The following is a 20,099-nucleotide window of genomic DNA, read 5'->3' as shown; positions in this document are numbered from 1 at the left end:
GGGTTTATGTTAGAAAGTGCGGGTTAAACACGAAATTTCTAGCAACATAAGTAAGGAGAAAACAGCTATGAAAGAAATCAAAGTAACGTTAGGATTACTGCTTTTAAACTTATTCATCGCCTTTTTAGGGATCGGATTAGTCATTCCAGTACTTCCAACGTTAATGAATGAGTTAGGCATTAACGGCACAACAGTTGGTTATTTAACAGCTGCATTTGCGATTGCACAGCTAATCGTTTCACCACTTGCTGGTAAAGCGGTTGATAAATATGGTCGAAAAATTATGATCGTCTTAGGGTTATTCATTTTCGGTTTTTCGGAATTTTTATTCGGTTTAGGGAAAACGATTGAGGTATTATTTATTTCTCGTATTCTTGGTGGGATTAGTGCGGCATTTATTATGCCTGCCGTTACTGCGTTTATTGCAGATATTACGACAATGGAAACACGACCAAAAGCTCTTGGTTATATGAGTGCAGCAATTAGTACGGGCTTCATTATCGGACCTGGTATTGGTGGCTTCTTAGCGGATTTTGGTACACGTGTGCCATTCTATTTTGCAGGGGCACTTGGTACAACAGCTGCCATTTTGTCATTTATTTTACTGAGAGAACCACAGCGTAATGCGGAAAATGTTGAAAGTGCACCAGACCAAAAGTCAGGCTTTAAGCGAATTTTTGCACCAATGTACTTCATTGCCTTCATTTTAATTTTCGTCGCATCATTCGGCTTAGCGGCGTTTGAATCATTCTTCAGCTTATTCGTTGACCATAAATTCGGCTTCACACCAACGGATATCGCGATTATTATTACAGGCAGTGCCATTTTCGGTGCGATTGCGCAAGTTGCATTATTTGACCGTTTAGCACAAAAATGGGGCGAAATTAAACTCATTCGTTATACATTAATTTTATCTGCGATTTTAGTATTTTTAATGACGGCAGTAAGTTCTTATTTCGCAATCTTACTCGTAACATGCTTCGTATTTGTTGGCTTTGACTTATTCCGACCAGCTGTAACGAGTTATTTATCGAAAATTGCTGGCAACGAGCAAGGTTTTGTTGGTGGTATGAACTCCATGTTTACAAGTCTTGCCAATATTTTCGGACCCATTTTAGGTGGAATCCTATTTGATATTGATATTAACTACCCATATTACTTTGCTACAGTTGTATTAGTATTTGGTATTTTATTAACACTTATTTGGAAAAAACCTGCTTCGTACAGATAATGTGAAACTTTAATCGGTGGGGGTATTCCTCATTCCCACCGAGCATTAGCTTTCATTTGTCAGCTTGAAATGGGCGTCTTACTGTCCCTTAATACGGGATAAGCTCGAGGAAAAAAAGAAATTCTTACTATCATCATAACAGGGTTGTACTGATACACTTCAGCACAGCCCTTTTCACTTTTTCGGAGGGATATACATGAAATCACTTTATATTACAGGCTATCGACCACATGAGCTTGGTATTTTCAATGACAAGCATCCAGGTGTTGTGATTATTAAAACCGCTATTGAAAATCAACTTCGCCTTTTTTTAGAGGAAGAGCTAGAATGGATCGTCATTAGCGGCCAACAAGGTGTTGAAACATGGGCTGCTCAAGTAGTAATTGAATTAAAAAAAGAATACCCCGAACTCAAATACTCTATTATTACTCCATTTTTAGAGCAAGAAAAAAATTGGAATGAGCATAAACAAGCAACTTACATGCATATAATAAGTGAGGCCGATTTTACGACTAGCGTGACAAAGCGTCCTTATGAAGCTCCTTGGCAATTTATCGAAAAGGATAAATTCATCATTGATAATACCGATGCTACCCTACTCGTATACGATGAAGAAAACGAAGGCTCCCCAAAATACGTGCATCGCCTTGTGCAAAAGTATCAAGAAATCCACGAAGATTACGAGCTTTTCATCATAAATGCCTACGATTTGCAAATGGTTGCTGAAGATTTGCAACGCGGAGAAGATTGGTAAAGTATTATTTTTATCAAAATTCTAAATTAATATAATTTTCTAATTAATTTTTTCATTTTTTGGTATAATTTTTTTAGAAATATATACAATCTAAGGGGGACACTCTATGAATCAAATGACGATGATTACAGAAACTACACCAGTAAACATTCAACACCACACGTACAAACGCGAATGTCGCTATACACGCGGTGTGCATATTCCTTTATTAGATATAGAGAATATTTTAAACAGCATGAGCGAAGATGTAATCGCATACTTCGAGTTCCACAACATTGCAAAGGAAATTAAACAAGGGACGTTTTTAAACGGCTATAGCGGTCTAGCAACTATTATTTCAGACTACTATAAACGCAAAAAAGGAACTGAGATTTTAGAATTAACTAATGGTCGCGACTTTTATGTGAAAATCATTTAATTATGAGGAGACAAATTACGTGAATATTCGTCTAAACAACGTCTAATGCATCGATAACAATTCGATACGGTAGACGTTGTTTAATGTTAAAAACTTTTTTAAAAAAATTCAATAATAATGTTGACTTTCTAATTGATAAGGATTATCATTATCATTGTAAGGAAGACATCTTAGTTGTTAACAAACTTTCGAGACCGTTCCCCCCAGTTCTGGTTCGAAAACTCATTAATTACTTTACTCATATTTCGAAAAGAAGCATATTCTTTTCTCCTGAAAAAGTGGCAAATCTCCTCACAAGATTTGCCATTTTTTCATAGCTACATATTGGGCATACCTATATAAAAGGAGTTGTTGAAAATGGAATATCGTATTGAAAAAGACACAATGGGTGAAATTAAAGTACCCGCAGACAAGCTTTGGAAAGCACAAACACAACGCAGTTTAGAAAATTTTAAAATTGGCACAGAAAAAATGCCAATTGAAATTATTCATGCTTTTGCGATATTAAAGCGCTCTTGTGCACTCGCTAACAACAAACTAGGCAAATTATCAGATGTTAAAACAAAGGCCATCGTTACGGCAGCTGATGAAGTATTAGCAGGTAAGCTCGATGATCAATTTCCTCTTGTCGTTTGGCAAACTGGTTCAGGTACACAATCGAACATGAACGTAAACGAAGTACTGTCATTCCGAGCTAACCAACTTTTAACTGAGCAAGGCTCGGAAGAAAAGGTACATCCAAACGATGATGTCAACATGTCACAAAGCTCAAACGATACATTCCCTACTGCCCTTCACGTGGCGGCTGTTATTGCGGTAGAAGATTTAGTATTACCTAAACTAAACGTATTAAAGGCAACGTTACAACAAAAGCAAGAAGCGTTTAAAGACATCATTAAAATCGGTCGTACGCATTTACAAGATGCGACACCACTTACGTTAGGTCAAGAAATTTCAGGATGGACGCATATGCTTGTGAAATCTGAAAAAATGATTCAGGTAACGAGCGACTTCATGAAAGAATTAGCAATCGGTGGTACAGCTGTTGGTACAGGCATTAACGCGCACCCGAAATTCGGTGCAATGGTTGCTGAAGAAATCGCCACTTATACAGCGAAAAATTTCATTACTGCTGAAAACAAATTCCACGCATTAACTTCGCATGATGAAGTAACGACTGCACATGGTGCGTTAAAAGCGTTAGCGGCTGACTTAATGAAAATCGCAAATGACGTTCGTTGGTTAGCAAGTGGTCCACGTTCTGGTATCGGCGAAATTACCATCCCAGAAAACGAGCCAGGTTCATCCATCATGCCAGGTAAAGTGAATCCAACGCAATCAGAGGCGATGACAATGGTCGCTTGCCAAGTGTTCGGAAATGATGCAGCAATCGGATTTGCTGCGTCCCAAGGAAACTTTGAATTAAACGTATTCAAACCTGTCATTATTTATAACTTCTTACAATCAGCTCGCTTACTGGCAGATACGATGCAAAGCTTCAACGATAACTGCGCAGTTGGTATTGAACCAAATTCAGAAGTACTCGATAATAATTTAAAAAATTCTTTAATGCTTGTTACTGCATTAAATCCATACATCGGTTACGAAAACGCAGCAAAAATCGCGAAAACAGCACACAAAGATGGAACAACATTAAAAGAAGCGGCTTTAGCTTCAGGTTTATTAACTGAAGAACAATACGATCAATACGTAGACCCAGCAACGATGATTTACCCAAATGCAGAGTAAGAAATAGTTAGATACGAGCGTGCCAAGGAATGACTCTTTGGTGCGTTTTATAAAATTAGACCACCTAGAACGTTGATTTGACGATGTTTTAGGTGGTTTTAAAGTTCAAATTTCCAGTTATGAAACAGCATTATGTATGTCTATATGACCTCGAAAAATACCATTTCGGCCGTTATTTTTTGCGTTGTAAAGGGCTTTGTCGCAAGTAGTGTATAGTGTTTCTAATTGCATGTACTTATCTGGATATACGGTGAGAACACCCAAACTAATAGTATATGTCACCGGAAGACTTTGGCTGATAGCTCCATTAAGTGTCTGCAGTATTTGCTCGGCAATCTCATTTGAATCGGTTTCATCTTTACCAGGGATTAGTATTCCAAATTCATCACCGCCATAACGTACGAACAAATCTTCTTTGCCCAAATGCAGCATAATTCGTGTAGTCAAGTCTTGCAGTACTTGGTCACCAACGTGATGCCCATAAGTGTCGTTAATTGTTTTAAAGTTGTCTATATCAAAAAGCAAATAGGATAGAGGTTGTCCTTTTTTAGAATACACAGTAAGATACTTATTCGCCTTTTCTGTAAAGGTTCTACGGTTCAACGTGCCTGTTAAATCATCATAACAAGCTAAACGGATTAACTCGTGGTCTGCTTTTTCCTTGATTAACAGGATAAAACCTAAATTGCCTAAATTCGTAACTAGATAAATAGTTAGTAAGGAAATCAATTGGTAAAATCCAGGATTATAGAAGCTTGTCGAAACTGAAGTTGAAAGTAAAGCGGTTACTCCTCTGATTAAAAAAGCTGCGGTAACAAGGAGATATAGACTACCAATGATTCTCATAAGTATCGTGGAAGTTTTCCCCAGAGCCATACGATATACGGGAATTAAGATTACCACGATAGCAAAGGAGAAATATGCAATCCGTAGATTTTCCTGGTTAGAAAAGTGAACAATGAGTTGAAAACCGATAATGCTGAGTAGAGTCAAACCGAGATATATCATCATCTTGGTCGTTAGACGGAAAGCATTTTGAAGAGACAATAATGCTATAACTTCTAAGGATGCTCCAATAAATAGTAACGAATTAGCAAAAGAGATGGATAGAAAGTCGGGAACATCTCCTCGAAAAATCATACAAAACCATGCTATGGTCTGGAAGCATTTTGCTAAAAAAAAAGTTCTAACTGTTAAACCCTTTGTATGATTATGCCCATAAGCACCAATAAGAATTAAAGTAATTAAGTAGCCTATACCAAGTAATAGAATAATTGTTTTCATATCCAAAAATAAATTCATAATTAGCCACCCCCTTATAAGCAAATTTCCAATTATTATGATTATATCAAAGATAATGAACTCTATATACAACTCACTTAGAAGAATACTTCAAATATGATGAAAATCATTACACTTTCTACGATATTATTTCGAACCAATAAATTGGAGTATATCGAGGAAACTCATTAAAAATCCCAATATATTTTTCTAAAATTGCCTCTAAAATCACTAATTCTTTTGCATGATAGATTTCGCTAATTTCGTACGATTATCCGTATACTTAATGTGATATGCATACTATACGTAGGTACATTTTAACTAATGACGGTGACCAAACCTACTTTTACTCTGAATAATTGCCGCTTATATTTTCCCAGCAAATGTTTAATAAACATTTGCCAAATGGTAAATACTTTTTTTATAGAAGGGGTGTGTTTTTATGAAGAAAATTGAATTCATTGAAAATGGTTATGAAATTGTGGTGACAATCCCTAATGAAACCGATTCTCCGATTATTGAGGCTGATGCGTATTACAAGGATTTTGATAAGTACCGAATTTTAATTTTGGCTGATTCAGAAGAACAAGCGGTAGAAATGGCGACGAAGGAATTGTTAGCGCATCATCCGCTCGAGCAAGTTATTCGTGATTATTAATGACAGGCTATACTCTGTAAGAAACGTACCCAAAAAGCTTTTACAGCTTGAAAAATAGCTTTATGTAAATTTGGATCAGTTGCGCACCGTAAAAATAAACAACAAGTGCAGCGACAACAATGGCTGGTCCAAATGGTATTGGCGTTTTGCGTCCCTGTTTACGATGAATGTGCATGATCCCACCAAAAACAATGCCGAATAGCGCGGCTAAAAACAGTGTTAATAACGTGTTAACCGTCCCTAATACAATACCTATTAACAAAAACAGCTTAATATCTCCCCCACCCATACCACCCTTCGACACAACGGCAATGAACAGTAAGAGTGAGAAGCCAATTGTAGCACCTAATACACTATCCCACCAAGGCGTTAACGGTGACAATATTCGTCCTACTATAAAAAATGGCAAGAAGAACAGCAACACTTTATCAGGAATGAGCATATAAGCGATATCTGAAACGGTAATAATCATTAGTAATGAGATAAACAATAGTACCACTAATAACTCCCACTTCAATCCGATTTCCCATGTCGCAAAAGCAAATAATAACGCAGTTGCTGCTTCGACAAGCGGATAAATTGGCGAAATACGTACACCGCAAACTCGACATTTCCCGCGCAATAATCCATAAGACAACACCGGTATTAAATCAATAATACTTAACGTATGCGCACAGCTAGGACAATTAGATGGTGGTGCAATAATCGATTCCTTTTCCGGTATACGCAATCCGACAACATTAAAAAACGAGCCTAAAATTGCACCAATAATACCCATAAAAAATACCATTAGCATCTCCACCTCACCACCTCCTTTCCCTATCATTCGCCTCCTAAGAAAACCATTCCTTCTCCCTTGAGCAAACTGGATTTTTGAACGAAAAAAATCGCCTATTTAGACGATTTTCACCGTTTAAATAGACGATTCGTTTTTATTCTACATGCATCGGATCTTGGCGTTTAGGACCAATCATGTTAAATAAGATATTTAATACGATTGCTGTTAACGCACCTGCTACGATACCATTTGATGTAATCACTGTAATGACTTCCGATAACCATGAAGGCATACCCTGTGTTACGTTAGCAAATACACCTGGCACGCTTGCTACGCCGACACCTAAGCCAACTGCAAGTGCTGCTACCATTGCATTTTCCATTGATTTTGCGATTTCTGGTGCTAACATTTTCACACCTTGTGTAACTACCATACCGAACATCGCTAACATTGCCGCACCAAGTACTGGTGTTGGAATGATTGTTGTAATGGCTGCTAATTTTGGTAAGAAACCTAAAGCAACTAGCATCCCACCTGTAATGTAAATCACTTTGCGGTCACGCACGCCAGACATTTGGAGAAGACCAACGTTTTGCGAGAACGTTGTGTAAGGGAAGGCGTTGAAAATACCACCGATAATCGAAGCTAACCCTTCAGCACGGTACCCTTTTGCTAAATCCTTTGAAGTTAAATCTTTTTTACAAATATCACTTAACGCATAGTAAACACCTGTTGATTCTACTAATGATACCATCGCTACTAACGTCATCGTTAAAATCGCTGAAGCGCTAAATGTTGGTGTTGCTAAGTAGAATGGCTGCATCATGTGTAACCAAGATGCATCAGCCACTGGTGTGAAATCTACCTTATCCATAAAGATACCAATAATCGTACCAGCAATTAGTCCAAGTAAAATTGAAATTGCGCGAATGAAGCCTACTGAGAAGCGGTAAACAACTAAAATAATGACTAAAGTAATCATTGCTAATGCTACATTAGAGCCAGATGCGAAATCAGGTGCACCTTGACCGCCACCCATATTGTTAATCGCAACTGGAATTAAGCTAATCCCGATAATTGTTACAACCGAACCCGTTACTACTGGTGGGAAAAACGGAATTAATTTACCAAATAAACCACCGATTAATACAACAATTAAACCTGATGCGATAATCGCACCATATACATCACCTAAGCTACCACCTGTACCGATGGCGATAATTGGGCTAACAGCTGTAAACGTACAGCCTAATACTACCGGTAAACCAATCCCAATAAATTTACCTTTCCAAACTTGTAGCAGTGTTGCAACACCACACATGAAAATATCAATTGCGACTAAATACGTCATTTGTGCAGAGTCAAAACCGAGTGCACCACCGATAATTAATGGTACTAAAATGGCACCTGCATACATTGCTAATAGATGCTGAATTCCGAGCATCGTTGCTTTTGTGTTATTCATAAAAAAAGTTTTCCTCCAATTTATGTGTACCCTATGTTGAGTTAAAAACACGCTTGAACTATTTTACTTTTTTTTATACAAAACTTCTTAATCAAAAAATTCAACTTTACCGTTAGCTAATGATTTAATGTTCGCTAATGATTCGATACGTAAGCCTTGGTCGCGCATCAGTTGACCGCCTGGTTGGAAGCCTTTTTCGATAACAATTCCGGCACCAACGACTGTTGCGCCAGCTTGGTTAACAATATCCATTAGACCTTTTAATGCTTCACCGTTTGCTAAAAAGTCGTCAATAATAACAACATTATCATCAGCTGATAAAAACTTTTTCGAAACCGAAATTTCATTCGTTTCGTTTTTAGTGAATGAATGCACGCTTGAAGTGTATAAGTTATCTGTTAGTGTTAATGATTTACGTTTACGCGCGAATACAACTGGTGCTCCAATTGTTAAACCTAAAAACGTAGCTGGTGCAATACCAGAAGATTCAATTGTTAACACCTTTGTGATAACTTGGTCTGAAAATCGATTTGCGAACTCTTCGCCGACTTCCTTCATTAGCATTGGGTCAATTTGGTGATTTAAAAACGAGTCTACCTTTAATACAGTGTCAGAAAGTACTTGGCCTTCTTTTTCAATTTTTTCTCTTAACAGTTCCATGTTAAAGAGCTCCTCCTTATTTTAACTCAAATAAAAAACCCGAAAGTCCTGCTTTCTCAATCAATGAGTAAAGCAAGAACTTTCGAGTAGATTCAAAAGTAATAACGAATGACGGTTCAAATATTAGAAAATAATTGGACAAATACATTAGTTAAACCTGCCTTACCCATAGTCGATTTATTTACGGTAAATCGGTAGAAACTTGCAAGCCTATCCTTGCTATTATATGAGTAAAGTTATGAAATTTAAGTTTATGAATGTTCCAATTATAATCATGGGAAAACCGAATTGCAAGAACCTTTAAATAATAATATTATTCATATTTTTCGGAAATTTGATAAAAAATACGGTTTTTGGAATATTAATGTTCGGTTTTTGCGTATATTCATAGTATTTTTATTAAGTTTTCTTTAAACTTTTTAAACTTCTCACTGTCTTGTCCAAAGTAGCTCATGCTTCGTGTAACAAACACAAGCATCTTTTTACCACTCGCAAAATGCATTTCTGCAAATGGGCCAGCTTCTTCTAATAACTGGACTTTCGTAATCGCTGGATTATAAATGACAAGGTTTTCAGCAAATTGCTTTTTGAATTGGTTAAACGCTGTCGTACCTTGTAAAATCAAAATCTCAGGTTGAAATTCTTCTAATACTTCATGGAATATTTCTTCACCGCGAGTATAATTTTCAATATCCTCTTGCTTTGCCCACTTTGCATCATCAAGTGTATCTAACTGATACGCATTTAATGCCGTATATATAAGCGATTCGCCAAGTTTTTCTAGCCAAGCTTCAAATTGCAATGAACCTTGAAATTCACGCGGCGCTAACTTTAGTTCATCTAAATATTCACCCTCTAAATACGCACGATTAATAAGGGCTTCTGCAAAGATCTTTTCACCATCATCCTCTACATGAAACTGAGGTACTGCATTTGCACTTACTAAAAAAATGCGTGATTTATAAGGATTGCCCTTTGTTAAAAAGGGTCTAAACTTCACCGTTTGCCCTTGTGCATCCATCAACCATTGATAAATTTTTTTATAAAACCCCACTGAAATAGGCATCCGTCTCTTCACTTCCTTAATAAGCAACCTTCACGAATAGCTTATCTACCGCTTGCTGTAATTGTGGTAGTAGTAGCGCATTCGGATGGTAGGTTTCAACTTGTTTAATAATACTTCTATAATACCATTCTTGCCGCTCTTTTGGCGCATTGAAGTTCTCCCATAGGCCTTCTCCAAATTGCTCTAACTCTGCAAAAATAGATTTCACATTCTGTATTTTTTCTGCCAATAAAATCGCTAACTCGTCAGGTGATTTATCTTTTATTGTTGCTATTACATATTCTTTACGGGTTTGCCATGTATAGCTTTTTGACATTTCGGTAGTTGCCTTTACAAGTTCTAGCACCTCTGAACCAAAAAGCTCGATTAATTCAGCATCACTTGCTAAATTATCTTCTAGAATATCATGTAACAACCCTGCTGTAACTACAATATCACGATAACCATTGTTTTTTAACATTCGGGCTACCCCAAATAAATGGGTCACATACGGAATTTGCATGGCTGTACGTCGTTGCCCATCATATTTTAGTGCAATAAATTGTGTTGCTTTGTCTACTAAATTCATATTAGCTCCCCCTCCTTTATTATAGCATTACCAATATCTTCATTTAGAATTTTATGTGACTAAATGTAAAAACATTCAAAGATTTCAATAAAAAAAGAAACCTCCGTTAAGAGATTTCTTTTAGATTTATTTATGCGTTAAATCACACTGATCTAACGGCACGATTTTCGTTTTATATTTTACTTTATAGCCTAACCACAATAACGCGAATAATGGTAAGCCAATATACGAAACAATGACACCGTACCAGTCAATCGTATCACCTGTAAATGCCATATAGTTTTGACCTAATACGACAATCAAACAAAGTGCGAACGCGAATAGCGGACCGAATGGGAAAAATTTCGATACGTACGGTAAATCGCTTAATGAATTGCCTTGTGCGACATATGCGCGACGGAAACGGTAATGACTAATTGCAATCCCTAACCAAGCAATGAAGCCAGACATACCTGAAGCGTTTAATAGCCAAATGTAGACAACGCCATCCCCGAAGAATGAAGCTAAGAATGATAGACAGCCTACTGCTAATGTTGCAAGTAATGCATAAATTGGCACACCGCGCGTATTTACTTTTTGGAATATTTTAGGCGCTTTACCATCAACCGATAATTGGAATAACATACGACTCGCTGCATATAACCCCGAGTTACCAGCAGAAAGCATCGCTGTTAAAATAATCGCGTTCATCACGGATGCTGCAAATGCGACACCTAGGTTTTCAAATACTAATGTAAATGGACTTGTCGCAATATCTTCTGATAATAAACGTGTATCCGTATATGGAATTAATAAACCAATCGCACCAATGGCGAAAATGTAGAACAATAGAATACGCCAGAACACTGAACGTACTGCCTTTGGAATGTTTTTTGCTGGATCATCTGTTTCACCAGCCGTAACTCCTAGCATTTCTGTTCCTTGGAAGCTAAATCCTGCTGCTAAGAAAATACCGAACATTGCAAGGAAGCCGCCGTTAAACGGTGCGTCGCCTTCAAAGAAGTTTTTGAAACCTACCGGATCATTTCCTCCTAATAGACCGAAAATCATTAAGAAGCTGACAATGATGAAAATAATAACCGTTACAACCTTAATCATCGCAAACCAATATTCTGCCTCGCCGTATGCTTTTACGGATAAGACGTTAAACGTTAATACGACAACGATAAATAATATTGTCCATGTTAATGATGAACTATCTGGGAACCAATATTTCATAATTAATGAAACGGCTGCGATTTCAGCTGCAATCGTAATTGCCCAGTTGTACCAATAATTCCAGCCTAGTGCAAAGCCTAACGCCGGATCGACGAATTTTGTTGCGTACGTACTAAATGATCCTGAAGTTGGCATGAATGCTGCCATCTCCCCTAGTGATGTCATTAAGAAGTACACCATAATCCCGATTAATGCGTAAGCTAGCAACGCACCACCTGGACCTGCTTGCGCAATTGCGCCACCTGAAGCTAAAAACAGCCCCGTACCGATTGTTCCGCCTAGCGAAATCATTGTAATATGACGACTTTTTAAACTACGTTTCAGCTCATTTTTTTTGCCAAGCTGATCTATTTTAACTTCACTCATGAAAAAATCTCCTTATTTAGTTTTCCTTCGATTTATTATGGCTCGAATAAACCGACTCTAGATTTTTTTATAAAAAGAAAAGCCGCCACAAGTTATGTGACGGCTTTTATAAACCTCAAAACTTGAAAGATAGCTCAACACATGCGCGACACATGTGACAGTTCTGTTCCTTATCGGAAACAGCCCCAGCATTGTTTTTAAGAAGAAAAACAACACTTCGGCAACCATTCCTTTCATAAAGCTTCACCGATTCTCCTCAATCTCAGCTATACTAATTATAATGGTCGCGACCTCTACCTCACTTTTTCATGAGGTATATCTATTAAATTTAATAACGACTTATAGTCTATCATAACAACTATTTGATCGCAACGAATTAGTATTTTTCTTATTTTTCAGAGAATTAACCCTTACGTTATATGTTGTTATAATATAAATTATTTAAAGAAGGAGCTAGATTATGGATTCCGAACAAGCAGATTATCAAAGCAAAAAAATACTATCAAACAAGGCTTTATTATTTTTTATAATCGCCATTTTTTTATTCGCAACGACATTACGAGCACCGATTACTGTTGTTGGTCCGATTACCTCATTTATCCGTGATGGACTCGGAATTTCAAATGTACTAGCAGGCTTTCTAACGACGATTCCACTATTAGCCTTTGCTGTTGTGTCACCATTTGCACCGCGTATTGCACGAAAATTTGGCATGGAGTGGACACTATTTTATTCGGTAATTTTATTGTGTACTGGCGTTATTTTACGTTCGATTGGCGTAACGTCACTGCTCGTACTCGGTACAATATTAATTGGCGTAGCAATTGCCTTTGGTAATGTACTGATTCCGAGTTATTTTAAATTAAAATTCCCATTACATATTGGATTATTAACCGGTATTTATACGGTGTCGATGAATATGTCATCAGGTATTGCGGCTGGAATAAGCTTTCCGATTGCTCAGTCTGCTGGCTGGCAAATTGCCCTTAGCTTTTCCATTATTTTAGGGTTACTAACACTTATCATTTGGCTACCGCTTTTACGTAATGCCAAAGTAGAAATGCACACCCCTTCCGAACAAACTGTGCAGAAAAAAATGTGGCAACAACCACTCGCTTGGGCAATTGCTGTAGCGATGGGCTTTCAATCATTTATATTTTACTGTTGTGCGGCATGGATTCCGGAAATATTTATTAGCCAGGGCTTAGACGCGACATCGGCTGGTTGGATGGTATCGATCATGCAGTTTTCACAAATTCCGATGACATTCATTATTCCAATTATCGCAGAGAAAATGAAATCGCAACGTCCGATTGTCGTCTTCTTTACAATTTGCTACCTCATCGGTTTTAGTGGGCTATTATTCGAATGGACAAGCCTTGCAGTCGTATGGATGATTTTCTTAGGCTTTGCAGGTGGTGCTTCTTTCGGTCTTGTACTTATGCTGTTTACACTGCGGACTAATACCGCCTTTGAAGCAGCCGAGTTATCAGGTTTTGCACAAAGTTTTGGCTATTTAGTCGCGGCTATTGGTCCAGTGTTATTTGGATTTGTTCACGACGTTACGGATAGTTGGTTTGTGCCGCTCGCGCTATTTGTTCTGGCATCGTTGCTATTATTTATTGCTTCCTTTACAAGCGCAAAAAATCGTACCATATAACCAAACGTATGTACCCTTTTATGTTATACTAAACGTAAGTAAATTAAAGGAGTACAATTGCATTGCGTAAAAAAAGAAGACGAAATAAAAAGCGCATACCCATTTTCCGGCTTATGCCCATTGCGCTCGCTGGATATGCTGGCTGGCATTTTAGTAACACGTTAGAAGGTATAGGTTATGGAATTGCTTGCTATTTCGTGCTATATATTGGGTTTAAAATTTGGGCCAAATCTCGTAAAACCGCCAAGCTTCGCAAATCAGGGATTCGGGAAGTTGACCAAATGAGCGGTGAAAACTTTGAATATTTTTTAGGGGAATTATTTAAACGTCGCGGCTTTAAAGTGAACTATACCGCTACAAGTGGTGATTATGGGGCAGACTTGATTTTAAAAGATGGTAATGACATCATTGCAGTACAAGCAAAGCGTTATTCAAGCACTGTTGGTGTGAAAGCTGTACAAGAAATTATCGGTGCAGTCAAAATGTACGACGCAACAGAAGCTTGGGTTGTTACAAACTCCCACTTCACTAAGCAAGCCGAAAAATTGGCAGACATTAACGATGTATATTTAATCGATCGAGAAGAATTGATTCAATTAATCTTAAATAAAAAGTAACTCAGCTCAAATTGTTTATTATAAAACCTTATGAAAAAAGAAGTCAGTGCATTTTTTTTGCACTGACTTCTTTTAATAAGGCTGTGTTTGATACAAATAATTTGGTTTTTTTAATGTGTTGTCGATTGGTTGATGATAAATCGATGTTGTTGCAGGCGATAATGGTGGCACAAGCCATACCCAGTTACCAGTAACTTCACGTTCACTTTCCTGTTCTTGCTGTTGGAATAGTAAGAACTGCTGCGCGGCTGTGTGGTGGTCGACAATACTGACTCCTGCTTGTTTATAGGAATGGAGCACCGCTAAATTGAGTTCCACTAACGCGCGGTCTTTCCATAATGATGCATTTCGTGATGTATCTAGCCCCATTACTAGTGCTACATCCGGCAAAAAATTATACCGGTAATCATCTGCTAAATTACGTGCGCCGATTTCCGTGCCCATGTACCAGCCGTTAAATGGTGCAGCCTGATAATCCACACCCGCAATGTTAAAGCGCATGTTCGAAATAATTGGAACCGCATACCACTGCATGTTCAGCTGACTAAAATCATAATCAGGATGCGTAATAGTTACTTCTAGTAAAGCTTCTTTCGGAATTTCAAAAACTTGCGGCACACTATCATCTACTTGAATAACAAGTGGTAGTACATCATAATTTGTACGTTCCCCATGCCAGCCCAGTTGTTCGCAAACTTTCGTAAAATCGAGTGAATCCGAATCACCAATAATGCCTACTTCCGTTTCATAGCCCGCATAACGAATAAGCTGATGATTCCAAATACGCACCCGCGTCGGATCAAACACCGAAATCGCTGGTCGGATTTTGCCGCCATTTGTTGCGAAGTCAATATGCGTTACTAGTGCTTCAAAAATTTGTTGAGGCTCTAGTAATTCACGGCGGTCAAACACCGTTAAACTGTTCCAAAATAAACGGCCAATGCATTTATTGCTATTGCGCCAGGCAACACGTGCACCATATGTGAGCTCATCGGTTGTTAATGAAAAATCCCGTTCTTGTGCCTGCTGTATCCGCTGTTTTAGCCAAGTGTCTGATTGCTTTGTTTCTTGTTTATATAAAGTTAAAAATTCAATACGTTGTTGAAGTTGTTCTGTAAGCGCTAATGTCATTGTCACGCCTCCTCAAACCTTATTGTGGCTTGTTTTTTAGCGAAACTCAAGTGCACACGCTTGCAATTAAAACATGTATTTTTCATACATGACTAAAAGTGTTCAAATTCATTCGTATAGCGGGAAACTGATTGGTTTATCAAGCTGTTCAAATTTGCGAGTTATTTATAATGTGAACTGTAGGCTTTATCAAAATCCACGTCTTGTCCACACAGCCCTTACCAACATGATAATCCGGCATAATACGAACCTTTGTCCCCGACATGAACGACTGATTTACGAGCTCATCAATTTGCTCAATTGCTACCTGCTGTGGGCGATTCGTATAAATTTTGGCGTCGGTAAATTTTCCGTTAATTTCGATCATGACCTCGCACCTTTCTTTTTAATGCTTCCTTTGTATTTAATATTGTAAACAACACGACTGCGACAATAACATAACTCCCGAGTAATATTAGTGGCGTACCCTGCATAATAAACCCAAACACTACCTCTGATTGCAATACAACATCGTTCGGTGCAAATTGAGGCTGATAGAAAAACGTTTGGATAATGCCAATTAATAGCTGTATCAGAACATAAGCGATATGTATAATCAATGCTCCGAATAACGAGAACAACATTTTACGCTTAAACATACACACACCTCCTCCTTCTATATACGTCAAGGAAAAGGTTAAGTTTCATATTTTTACCAATAAATTACTAATACAATCAACGAACAAAAGGAGAGCTATTTTTAGCTCTCCCTACAATTACTGTTTTTCAAACGTTACATTCCCTCGAAACAATACGTATTCAATTGGACGATTACGTGCAATTACTTGCGCACTACATACTGCTTCAACTAACACTGCATTTGCCTCATCACCTATTTTTGGCCATTGCTGAAGACCTTGCTCATTTAGCGGCGTTATATTCCCAGAGCCAAACTTCCAGCACTGTCCTAATCGGCGCTCGTCACTGCAATAAAAGCGCTCCGCTAAAATTTTCAGCTTATCAACGGTGTCACCTGAACCAAAAGGTGACCAATGATCCGTTAAGCTATCGTGTCCCACGGCAACACCAATGCCACTGTTTGTTAAGTGGAAAACTGGAATCGTTGGGCGATTTTGTCCAAAAGGCACAGTTGTTGCAATATTAATTTGATGCTTCTTCATTCGTTCCATTAATTTTTCTAATGAAGCTGTCGAAATGTCTGCCAATGCAAAGGCATGACTAATTGTTACTTCATTTTTAAACTGATAGTGCTCTAAATAATCCATGAGACGATGGATTTCATATTCCCCTAGTGTCCCGCCATCATGTAGATGGATATCAATCCCTTTATCTGCCTCATGCGCTAAGCGGACCATCGTTTCGAGAGAGCGATTTATATCTTGATCGACAGTTGCTGGGTCCAATCCCCCAATATGCGTTGCGCCCATTTGTAACGCTTGCTGCAATTGTTGTTCCACCTGTGAGTGCAATAACCCGTGCTGCGGAAATGCCACTAACTCGTATGTAATTTTATCTCGGTAGTTTTCTAAAAGCTCAAGTACCAACTCAACATGTTTCGTTCCGATTAGTGGATCTACATTACAATGTGTTCGAATATGCGTATGACCATTACTAATTAAGAGTTCAATAATCGCTTGTGCACGATCAACCATTACGGGCAGTTGCTTTGGTAATAACTGCTGTTCTTCTTCAATACGTGTCCAAATGCCCTTTTTAGCAATTGTCGGTGCTTTCCATGGCCCGCTGTAATACGTTTTATCTAAATGTATATGCATATCCTTTAATGATGGTAATAATAAACGACCTTTTGCATCAAGTACTGTCACATTTTCTGATGGCTCTATTTGCTTTTCTATTTTTTTAAAAACGCCATCTTCCATCAAAATATCCATTAGCTCGGTATTTGTTCTGATGACTTCTTCATTTTCAAACTGATATCCTGTTTCAAGACGGACATTTTTTAATAGTAAACTCATGATATATCACCTCTTCAGTTAAATTAGTATTATTATACAAAACTCAGTAAACGATCCACCACTTTTAAAGGGGCATGCTGATGGGACGAGGAACTAGCGTAAGTACCTAGACATTGCTAAAAATCCAAAAATTTCTGCTTATCAACAAATAAAAAAGAGGTGTTATAAGTCTATTTAACTTTTAACACCCCTTCTCTTCACATTAATTTATTTGAAGAAGCTTACTCTTGAACTAACTTTCCGGACAGCCCTTGAATCCATTATTTTTTTACATGCATAAATCGCGACAGCATCACCTGTAAAAAGGCATATACCCCGGCCTTGACAGTTTGCTGCTCCCGCGAATCACGGTGAGGATCCAGACAAACAAAGTCCATGCCACATACATGTTCGTACTTCCCAACCTCAAATAATAAATCAAACAGCTCATCCGTACGCATACCACCTGGTGTAGATGCCGGAACTCCTGGTGCATAGGTAATATCAAGTACATCCATGTCAACCGTGACATAGACAATATCGACCTTCGTAGCAAGCTCGGCCATTACTTCAGCAATTAAGACACTTGCACCTTTACGACGAAAATCCTTTAATGTTATACGGTTCACGCCGTAATGATCTGCCGCGCGAATTAAGCTCGGTGCATTATAAAAGCCGTGAAGTCCAATATTGTAAACGTCCTCACCACGCACCACACCTGCATCAAGCAGCTGGCGGATTGGCGTACCGTTTGTTGGGCCATCTGAATCGGTAGCACGTAAATCTAAATGGGTATCAAACTGTAAAATGCCAATGCGTTTGTTCGTATGCTCCTGAAATGCGCGAACAATTGGTGCAGTTATGGAATGATCGCCTCCGATTTGCACGTAAAAACTGTTTGGGCACTCACTTAACACGTTTTTCATTGCTGCTTCGATATTGGCATGGCACTGTAAAATATTCGTGCCATGCATTTTCACATCGCCTACATCTACCACCTTCATTTCGCGAAAATCAACGTTTTCATCAATTGAATAGGTTGTAAATAAGTGCCACGCCTTACGGAAAAAATCGGGGTATTCGGACGCTGCTGATGCACTGATTGATGAACGTGATAATGGGATTCCAGTTAACACAACATCCACAGCTGCCGGGAAATTCCCAAAACTCGGCTCAATCCAGTCTTTTACCTTCATATCCTCATGCAACTTGCGATTCCACGTCACACTTGGCGCTACAAATAGCTCGCTCACAGTAGTTGGCCACCTTTCACAACCACTCTCCCTGCTTTAATCACAGTATCCGTATGATTCATGCCATAGAAATATTGTAGTTGCTTATAGTTCGGTACATTTAAAATAAGTACGTCCGCTTTTTTCCCATTCTCTAGCGTGCCAATTTCGTTCCCACGATTGATCGCATACGCTGAATTGACCGTTGTCGCACAAAGCACTTCTTCCATCGTCATGCCCATATTCATACATGCTAAATTTTGTACGAACGGCAAGCTAATCGTAGGAGAAGAACCCGGATTAAAATCAGTCGAAATGGCAACTGGTACACCACTGTCCACCATTAAGCGTCCTCTTGCATAAGGTGCGCGAAGGAAAAACGCTGTTCCCGGTAATAGCACGGCAATCGTTCCGGCTTTCGCCATCGCCTCAATGCCTTCATCTGAAGCAACGAGTAAATGCTCCGCTGAAATAGCGCCTACTTCAGCAGCTAATTCAGCACCTTCATACGGTTCAATTTCATCCGCGTGAATTTTCGGCGTTAATCCATATGCTTTCCCAGCCTCTAAAATGCGGCGTGATTGCTCTGGCGTAAAAACACCCTTCTCACAAAACACATCGTTAAATTCCGCCAATCCTAGCTCAGCAACTTTTGGAATCATGTCATTTATGATTAGCTCAACAAATGCTTCCTCATTCCCTTTATACTCAGCTGGCACTGCATGGGCACCCATAAAGGTCGAAACAACATCCACCGCATGTGTATCTTGCAATTTTTTTGCTACTTCTAACTGTCTTTTTTCCGTTTCCCAATCAAGACCGTAGCCTGACTTTGCCTCGACCGTTGTAATACCGTAGCGTAAAAAATCATTTAAATGATTGTACGTTTTTTCATACAGTTCATCAAAGCTTGCTTCGCGTGTTTTTGTCGTTGTGTAATGAATGCCACCACCTGCATTCATTATTTCCATATACGTTTTTCCAGAAAGGCGCATATTTAACTCATGCTCACGCGTACCGCCATGCACTAAATGTGTATGGCAATCTACAAGACCTGGCATAATAATTTTCCCTGTTGCATCAATCACTTCAGCACTTTGTACTAAGTGCGGAAATGTTGCTTCAAGCTCTTCAAGTGGTGCAATCATGACAATTTGCTCGCCATCTAAAAGCACACAAACATCTTTCAGCAGTCCCAGCTCATTCATCTGTTCCTTTCGACGAGGACCTTCTACATTCGAATGCATCGTAATGACTTCATTTGCATTTTTAATTAAAATTGCCACGATTCA

General features: G+C 38.5%; 20 protein-coding genes and 2 riboswitches. Of the genes, 7 read left to right on the top strand and 13 right to left on the bottom strand.

Annotation, left to right across the window (positions count from 1 at the left end; genetic code table 11):
* The first annotated feature begins 67 nt into the window (after window positions 1-67).
* The 4 genes from O7776_RS01285 (at window position 68) to fumC (ending at window position 4,152) form a co-directional block, all read left to right on the top strand.
* Complete coding sequence (locus tag O7776_RS01285; protein ID WP_274308858.1) at window positions 68-1,231, top strand: MFS transporter; 1,164 nt, start codon at window positions 68-70, stop codon at window positions 1,229-1,231.
* 196 nt (window positions 1,232-1,427) lie between these two features.
* Window positions 1,428-1,985: an SLOG family protein gene (locus O7776_RS01280; protein ID WP_274308856.1), complete on the top strand. Its 558-nt coding sequence runs from the start codon at window positions 1,428-1,430 to the stop codon at window positions 1,983-1,985.
* 106 nt (window positions 1,986-2,091) lie between these two features.
* A complete protein-coding gene (locus O7776_RS01275) occupies window positions 2,092-2,403 on the top strand; it encodes a hypothetical protein (protein ID WP_274308855.1) in 312 nt (103 codons plus the stop codon).
* A gap of 357 nt (window positions 2,404-2,760) precedes the next feature.
* Complete coding sequence (gene fumC / locus O7776_RS01270; protein ID WP_274308854.1) at window positions 2,761-4,152, top strand: class II fumarate hydratase; 1,392 nt, start codon at window positions 2,761-2,763, stop codon at window positions 4,150-4,152.
* A gap of 117 nt (window positions 4,153-4,269) precedes the next feature.
* Here the strand turns inward: fumC and O7776_RS01265 are convergent, their stop codons facing one another.
* Entirely contained in the window at window positions 4,270-5,454 is a 1,185-nt protein-coding gene (locus O7776_RS01265) for a GGDEF domain-containing protein (RefSeq protein WP_274308853.1), read from the bottom strand.
* 421 nt (window positions 5,455-5,875) lie between these two features.
* On the opposite strand from O7776_RS01265, the gene O7776_RS01260 reads away from it, so the two are divergent.
* Window positions 5,876-6,091, top strand: a complete 216-nt coding sequence (locus O7776_RS01260; RefSeq protein WP_274308852.1) for a hypothetical protein — start codon at window positions 5,876-5,878, stop codon at window positions 6,089-6,091.
* Between the two features lie 40 nt (window positions 6,092-6,131).
* Here O7776_RS01260 and O7776_RS01255 read toward each other — a convergent pair whose 3' ends face one another.
* The 6 genes from O7776_RS01255 to O7776_RS01230 form a co-directional block, all read right to left on the bottom strand.
* The gene (locus tag O7776_RS01255) at window positions 6,132-6,893 is read right to left on the bottom strand and encodes a prepilin peptidase (protein ID WP_274308851.1); all 762 of its coding nucleotides are present in this window, start codon (window positions 6,891-6,893) and stop codon (window positions 6,132-6,134) included.
* A 130-nt stretch (window positions 6,894-7,023) separates the two neighbouring features.
* Window positions 7,024-8,334 (bottom strand): nucleobase:cation symporter-2 family protein, encoded by a 1,311-nt coding sequence (locus O7776_RS01250; RefSeq protein ID WP_274308850.1) that lies wholly within the window; start codon window positions 8,332-8,334, stop codon window positions 7,024-7,026.
* A gap of 87 nt (window positions 8,335-8,421) precedes the next feature.
* Window positions 8,422-8,994 (bottom strand): xanthine phosphoribosyltransferase, encoded by a 573-nt coding sequence (locus O7776_RS01245; protein ID WP_274308849.1) that lies wholly within the window; start codon window positions 8,992-8,994, stop codon window positions 8,422-8,424.
* A 149-nt stretch (window positions 8,995-9,143) separates the two neighbouring features.
* Window positions 9,144-9,244, bottom strand: a riboswitch (purine riboswitch).
* 135 nt (window positions 9,245-9,379) lie between these two features.
* Entirely contained in the window at window positions 9,380-10,060 is a 681-nt protein-coding gene (locus tag O7776_RS01240; RefSeq protein ID WP_274308848.1) for an RNA 2'-phosphotransferase, read from the bottom strand.
* A gap of 16 nt (window positions 10,061-10,076) precedes the next feature.
* Window positions 10,077-10,628 carry an HD domain-containing protein gene (locus O7776_RS01235; RefSeq protein ID WP_274308847.1) on the bottom strand — a complete coding sequence of 184 codons (552 nt, stop codon included), beginning with the start codon at window positions 10,626-10,628 and terminating at the stop codon, window positions 10,077-10,079.
* A gap of 126 nt (window positions 10,629-10,754) precedes the next feature.
* Window positions 10,755-12,212, bottom strand: coding sequence for an amino acid permease (locus O7776_RS01230; protein WP_274308846.1), 1,458 nt, complete (start codon window positions 12,210-12,212; stop codon window positions 10,755-10,757).
* A 122-nt stretch (window positions 12,213-12,334) separates the two neighbouring features.
* Window positions 12,335-12,516, bottom strand: a riboswitch (Lysine riboswitch).
* Window positions 12,517-12,672: 156 nt separating this feature from the next.
* Between O7776_RS01230 and O7776_RS01225 the strand changes: the two genes are divergently transcribed.
* Complete coding sequence (locus O7776_RS01225; protein WP_274308845.1) at window positions 12,673-13,872, top strand: CynX/NimT family MFS transporter; 1,200 nt, start codon at window positions 12,673-12,675, stop codon at window positions 13,870-13,872.
* Between the two features lie 62 nt (window positions 13,873-13,934).
* Window positions 13,935-14,489, top strand: a complete 555-nt coding sequence (locus tag O7776_RS01220; protein WP_274308844.1) for a restriction endonuclease — start codon at window positions 13,935-13,937, stop codon at window positions 14,487-14,489.
* Window positions 14,490-14,561: 72 nt separating this feature from the next.
* Here O7776_RS01220 and O7776_RS01215 read toward each other — a convergent pair whose 3' ends face one another.
* The 6 genes from O7776_RS01215 to hutI form a co-directional block, all read right to left on the bottom strand.
* Window positions 14,562-15,620, bottom strand: coding sequence for a nitric oxide synthase oxygenase (locus O7776_RS01215; protein WP_274308843.1), 1,059 nt, complete (start codon window positions 15,618-15,620; stop codon window positions 14,562-14,564).
* A gap of 148 nt (window positions 15,621-15,768) precedes the next feature.
* Window positions 15,769-15,987 carry a hypothetical protein gene (locus O7776_RS01210; RefSeq protein WP_274308842.1) on the bottom strand — a complete coding sequence of 73 codons (219 nt, stop codon included), beginning with the start codon at window positions 15,985-15,987 and terminating at the stop codon, window positions 15,769-15,771.
* Window positions 15,974-16,258: a hypothetical protein gene (locus O7776_RS01205; protein WP_274308841.1), complete on the bottom strand. Its 285-nt coding sequence runs from the start codon at window positions 16,256-16,258 to the stop codon at window positions 15,974-15,976. The genes O7776_RS01210 and O7776_RS01205 overlap by 14 nt, the downstream gene beginning before the upstream one ends.
* A 117-nt stretch (window positions 16,259-16,375) precedes the next feature.
* Entirely contained in the window at window positions 16,376-17,596 is a 1,221-nt protein-coding gene (locus O7776_RS01200) for an amidohydrolase (RefSeq protein ID WP_337999452.1), read from the bottom strand.
* Window positions 17,597-17,856: 260 nt separating this feature from the next.
* Complete coding sequence (locus O7776_RS01195; RefSeq protein ID WP_274308840.1) at window positions 17,857-18,828, bottom strand: agmatinase family protein; 972 nt, start codon at window positions 18,826-18,828, stop codon at window positions 17,857-17,859.
* A complete protein-coding gene (hutI, locus tag O7776_RS01190; protein ID WP_274310427.1) occupies window positions 18,825-20,096 on the bottom strand; it encodes an imidazolonepropionase in 1,272 nt (423 codons plus the stop codon). The genes O7776_RS01195 and hutI overlap by 4 nt, the downstream gene beginning before the upstream one ends.
* Between the last annotated feature and the right edge of the window lie 3 nt (window positions 20,097-20,099).

It is taken from the genome of Solibacillus daqui, from assembly GCF_028747805.1.
Classification (GTDB): domain Bacteria; phylum Bacillota; class Bacilli; order Bacillales_A; family Planococcaceae; genus Solibacillus; species Solibacillus daqui.
The sequence above is the reverse complement of the archived record's forward strand: the minus strand, read 5'-3'. Positions and strand labels throughout refer to the sequence as shown.

Excerpts from the sequence above, each read along its gene's own strand:
- O7776_RS01260 (WP_274308852.1), top strand. The coding sequence starts at position 5,876 with ATGAAGAAAATTGAATTCATTGAAAATGGTTATGAAATTGTGGTGACA.
- O7776_RS01275 (WP_274308855.1), top strand. The coding sequence starts at position 2,092 with ATGAATCAAATGACGATGATTACAGAAACTACACCAGTAAACATTCAA.
- O7776_RS01280 (WP_274308856.1), top strand. The coding sequence starts at position 1,428 with ATGAAATCACTTTATATTACAGGCTATCGACCACATGAGCTTGGTATT.
- O7776_RS01285 (WP_274308858.1), top strand. The coding sequence starts at position 68 with ATGAAAGAAATCAAAGTAACGTTAGGATTACTGCTTTTAAACTTATTC.
- O7776_RS01250 (WP_274308850.1), bottom strand. The coding sequence starts at position 8,334 with ATGAATAACACAAAAGCAACGATGCTCGGAATTCAGCATCTATTAGCA.
- O7776_RS01210 (WP_274308842.1), bottom strand. The coding sequence starts at position 15,987 with ATGATCGAAATTAACGGAAAATTTACCGACGCCAAAATTTATACGAAT.
- O7776_RS01230 (WP_274308846.1), bottom strand. The coding sequence starts at position 12,212 with ATGAGTGAAGTTAAAATAGATCAGCTTGGCAAAAAAAATGAGCTGAAA.
- O7776_RS01240 (WP_274308848.1), bottom strand. The coding sequence starts at position 10,060 with ATGCCTATTTCAGTGGGGTTTTATAAAAAAATTTATCAATGGTTGATG.
- O7776_RS01225 (WP_274308845.1), top strand. The coding sequence starts at position 12,673 with ATGGATTCCGAACAAGCAGATTATCAAAGCAAAAAAATACTATCAAAC.
- O7776_RS01235 (WP_274308847.1), bottom strand. The coding sequence starts at position 10,628 with ATGAATTTAGTAGACAAAGCAACACAATTTATTGCACTAAAATATGAT.
- O7776_RS01245 (WP_274308849.1), bottom strand. The coding sequence starts at position 8,994 with ATGGAACTGTTAAGAGAAAAAATTGAAAAAGAAGGCCAAGTACTTTCT.
- fumC (WP_274308854.1), top strand. The coding sequence starts at position 2,761 with ATGGAATATCGTATTGAAAAAGACACAATGGGTGAAATTAAAGTACCC.
- O7776_RS01265 (WP_274308853.1), bottom strand. The coding sequence starts at position 5,454 with ATGAATTTATTTTTGGATATGAAAACAATTATTCTATTACTTGGTATA.
- O7776_RS01205 (WP_274308841.1), bottom strand. The coding sequence starts at position 16,258 with ATGTTTAAGCGTAAAATGTTGTTCTCGTTATTCGGAGCATTGATTATA.
- O7776_RS01215 (WP_274308843.1), bottom strand. The coding sequence starts at position 15,620 with ATGACATTAGCGCTTACAGAACAACTTCAACAACGTATTGAATTTTTA.
- O7776_RS01200 (WP_337999452.1), bottom strand. The coding sequence starts at position 17,596 with ATGAGTTTACTATTAAAAAATGTCCGTCTTGAAACAGGATATCAGTTT.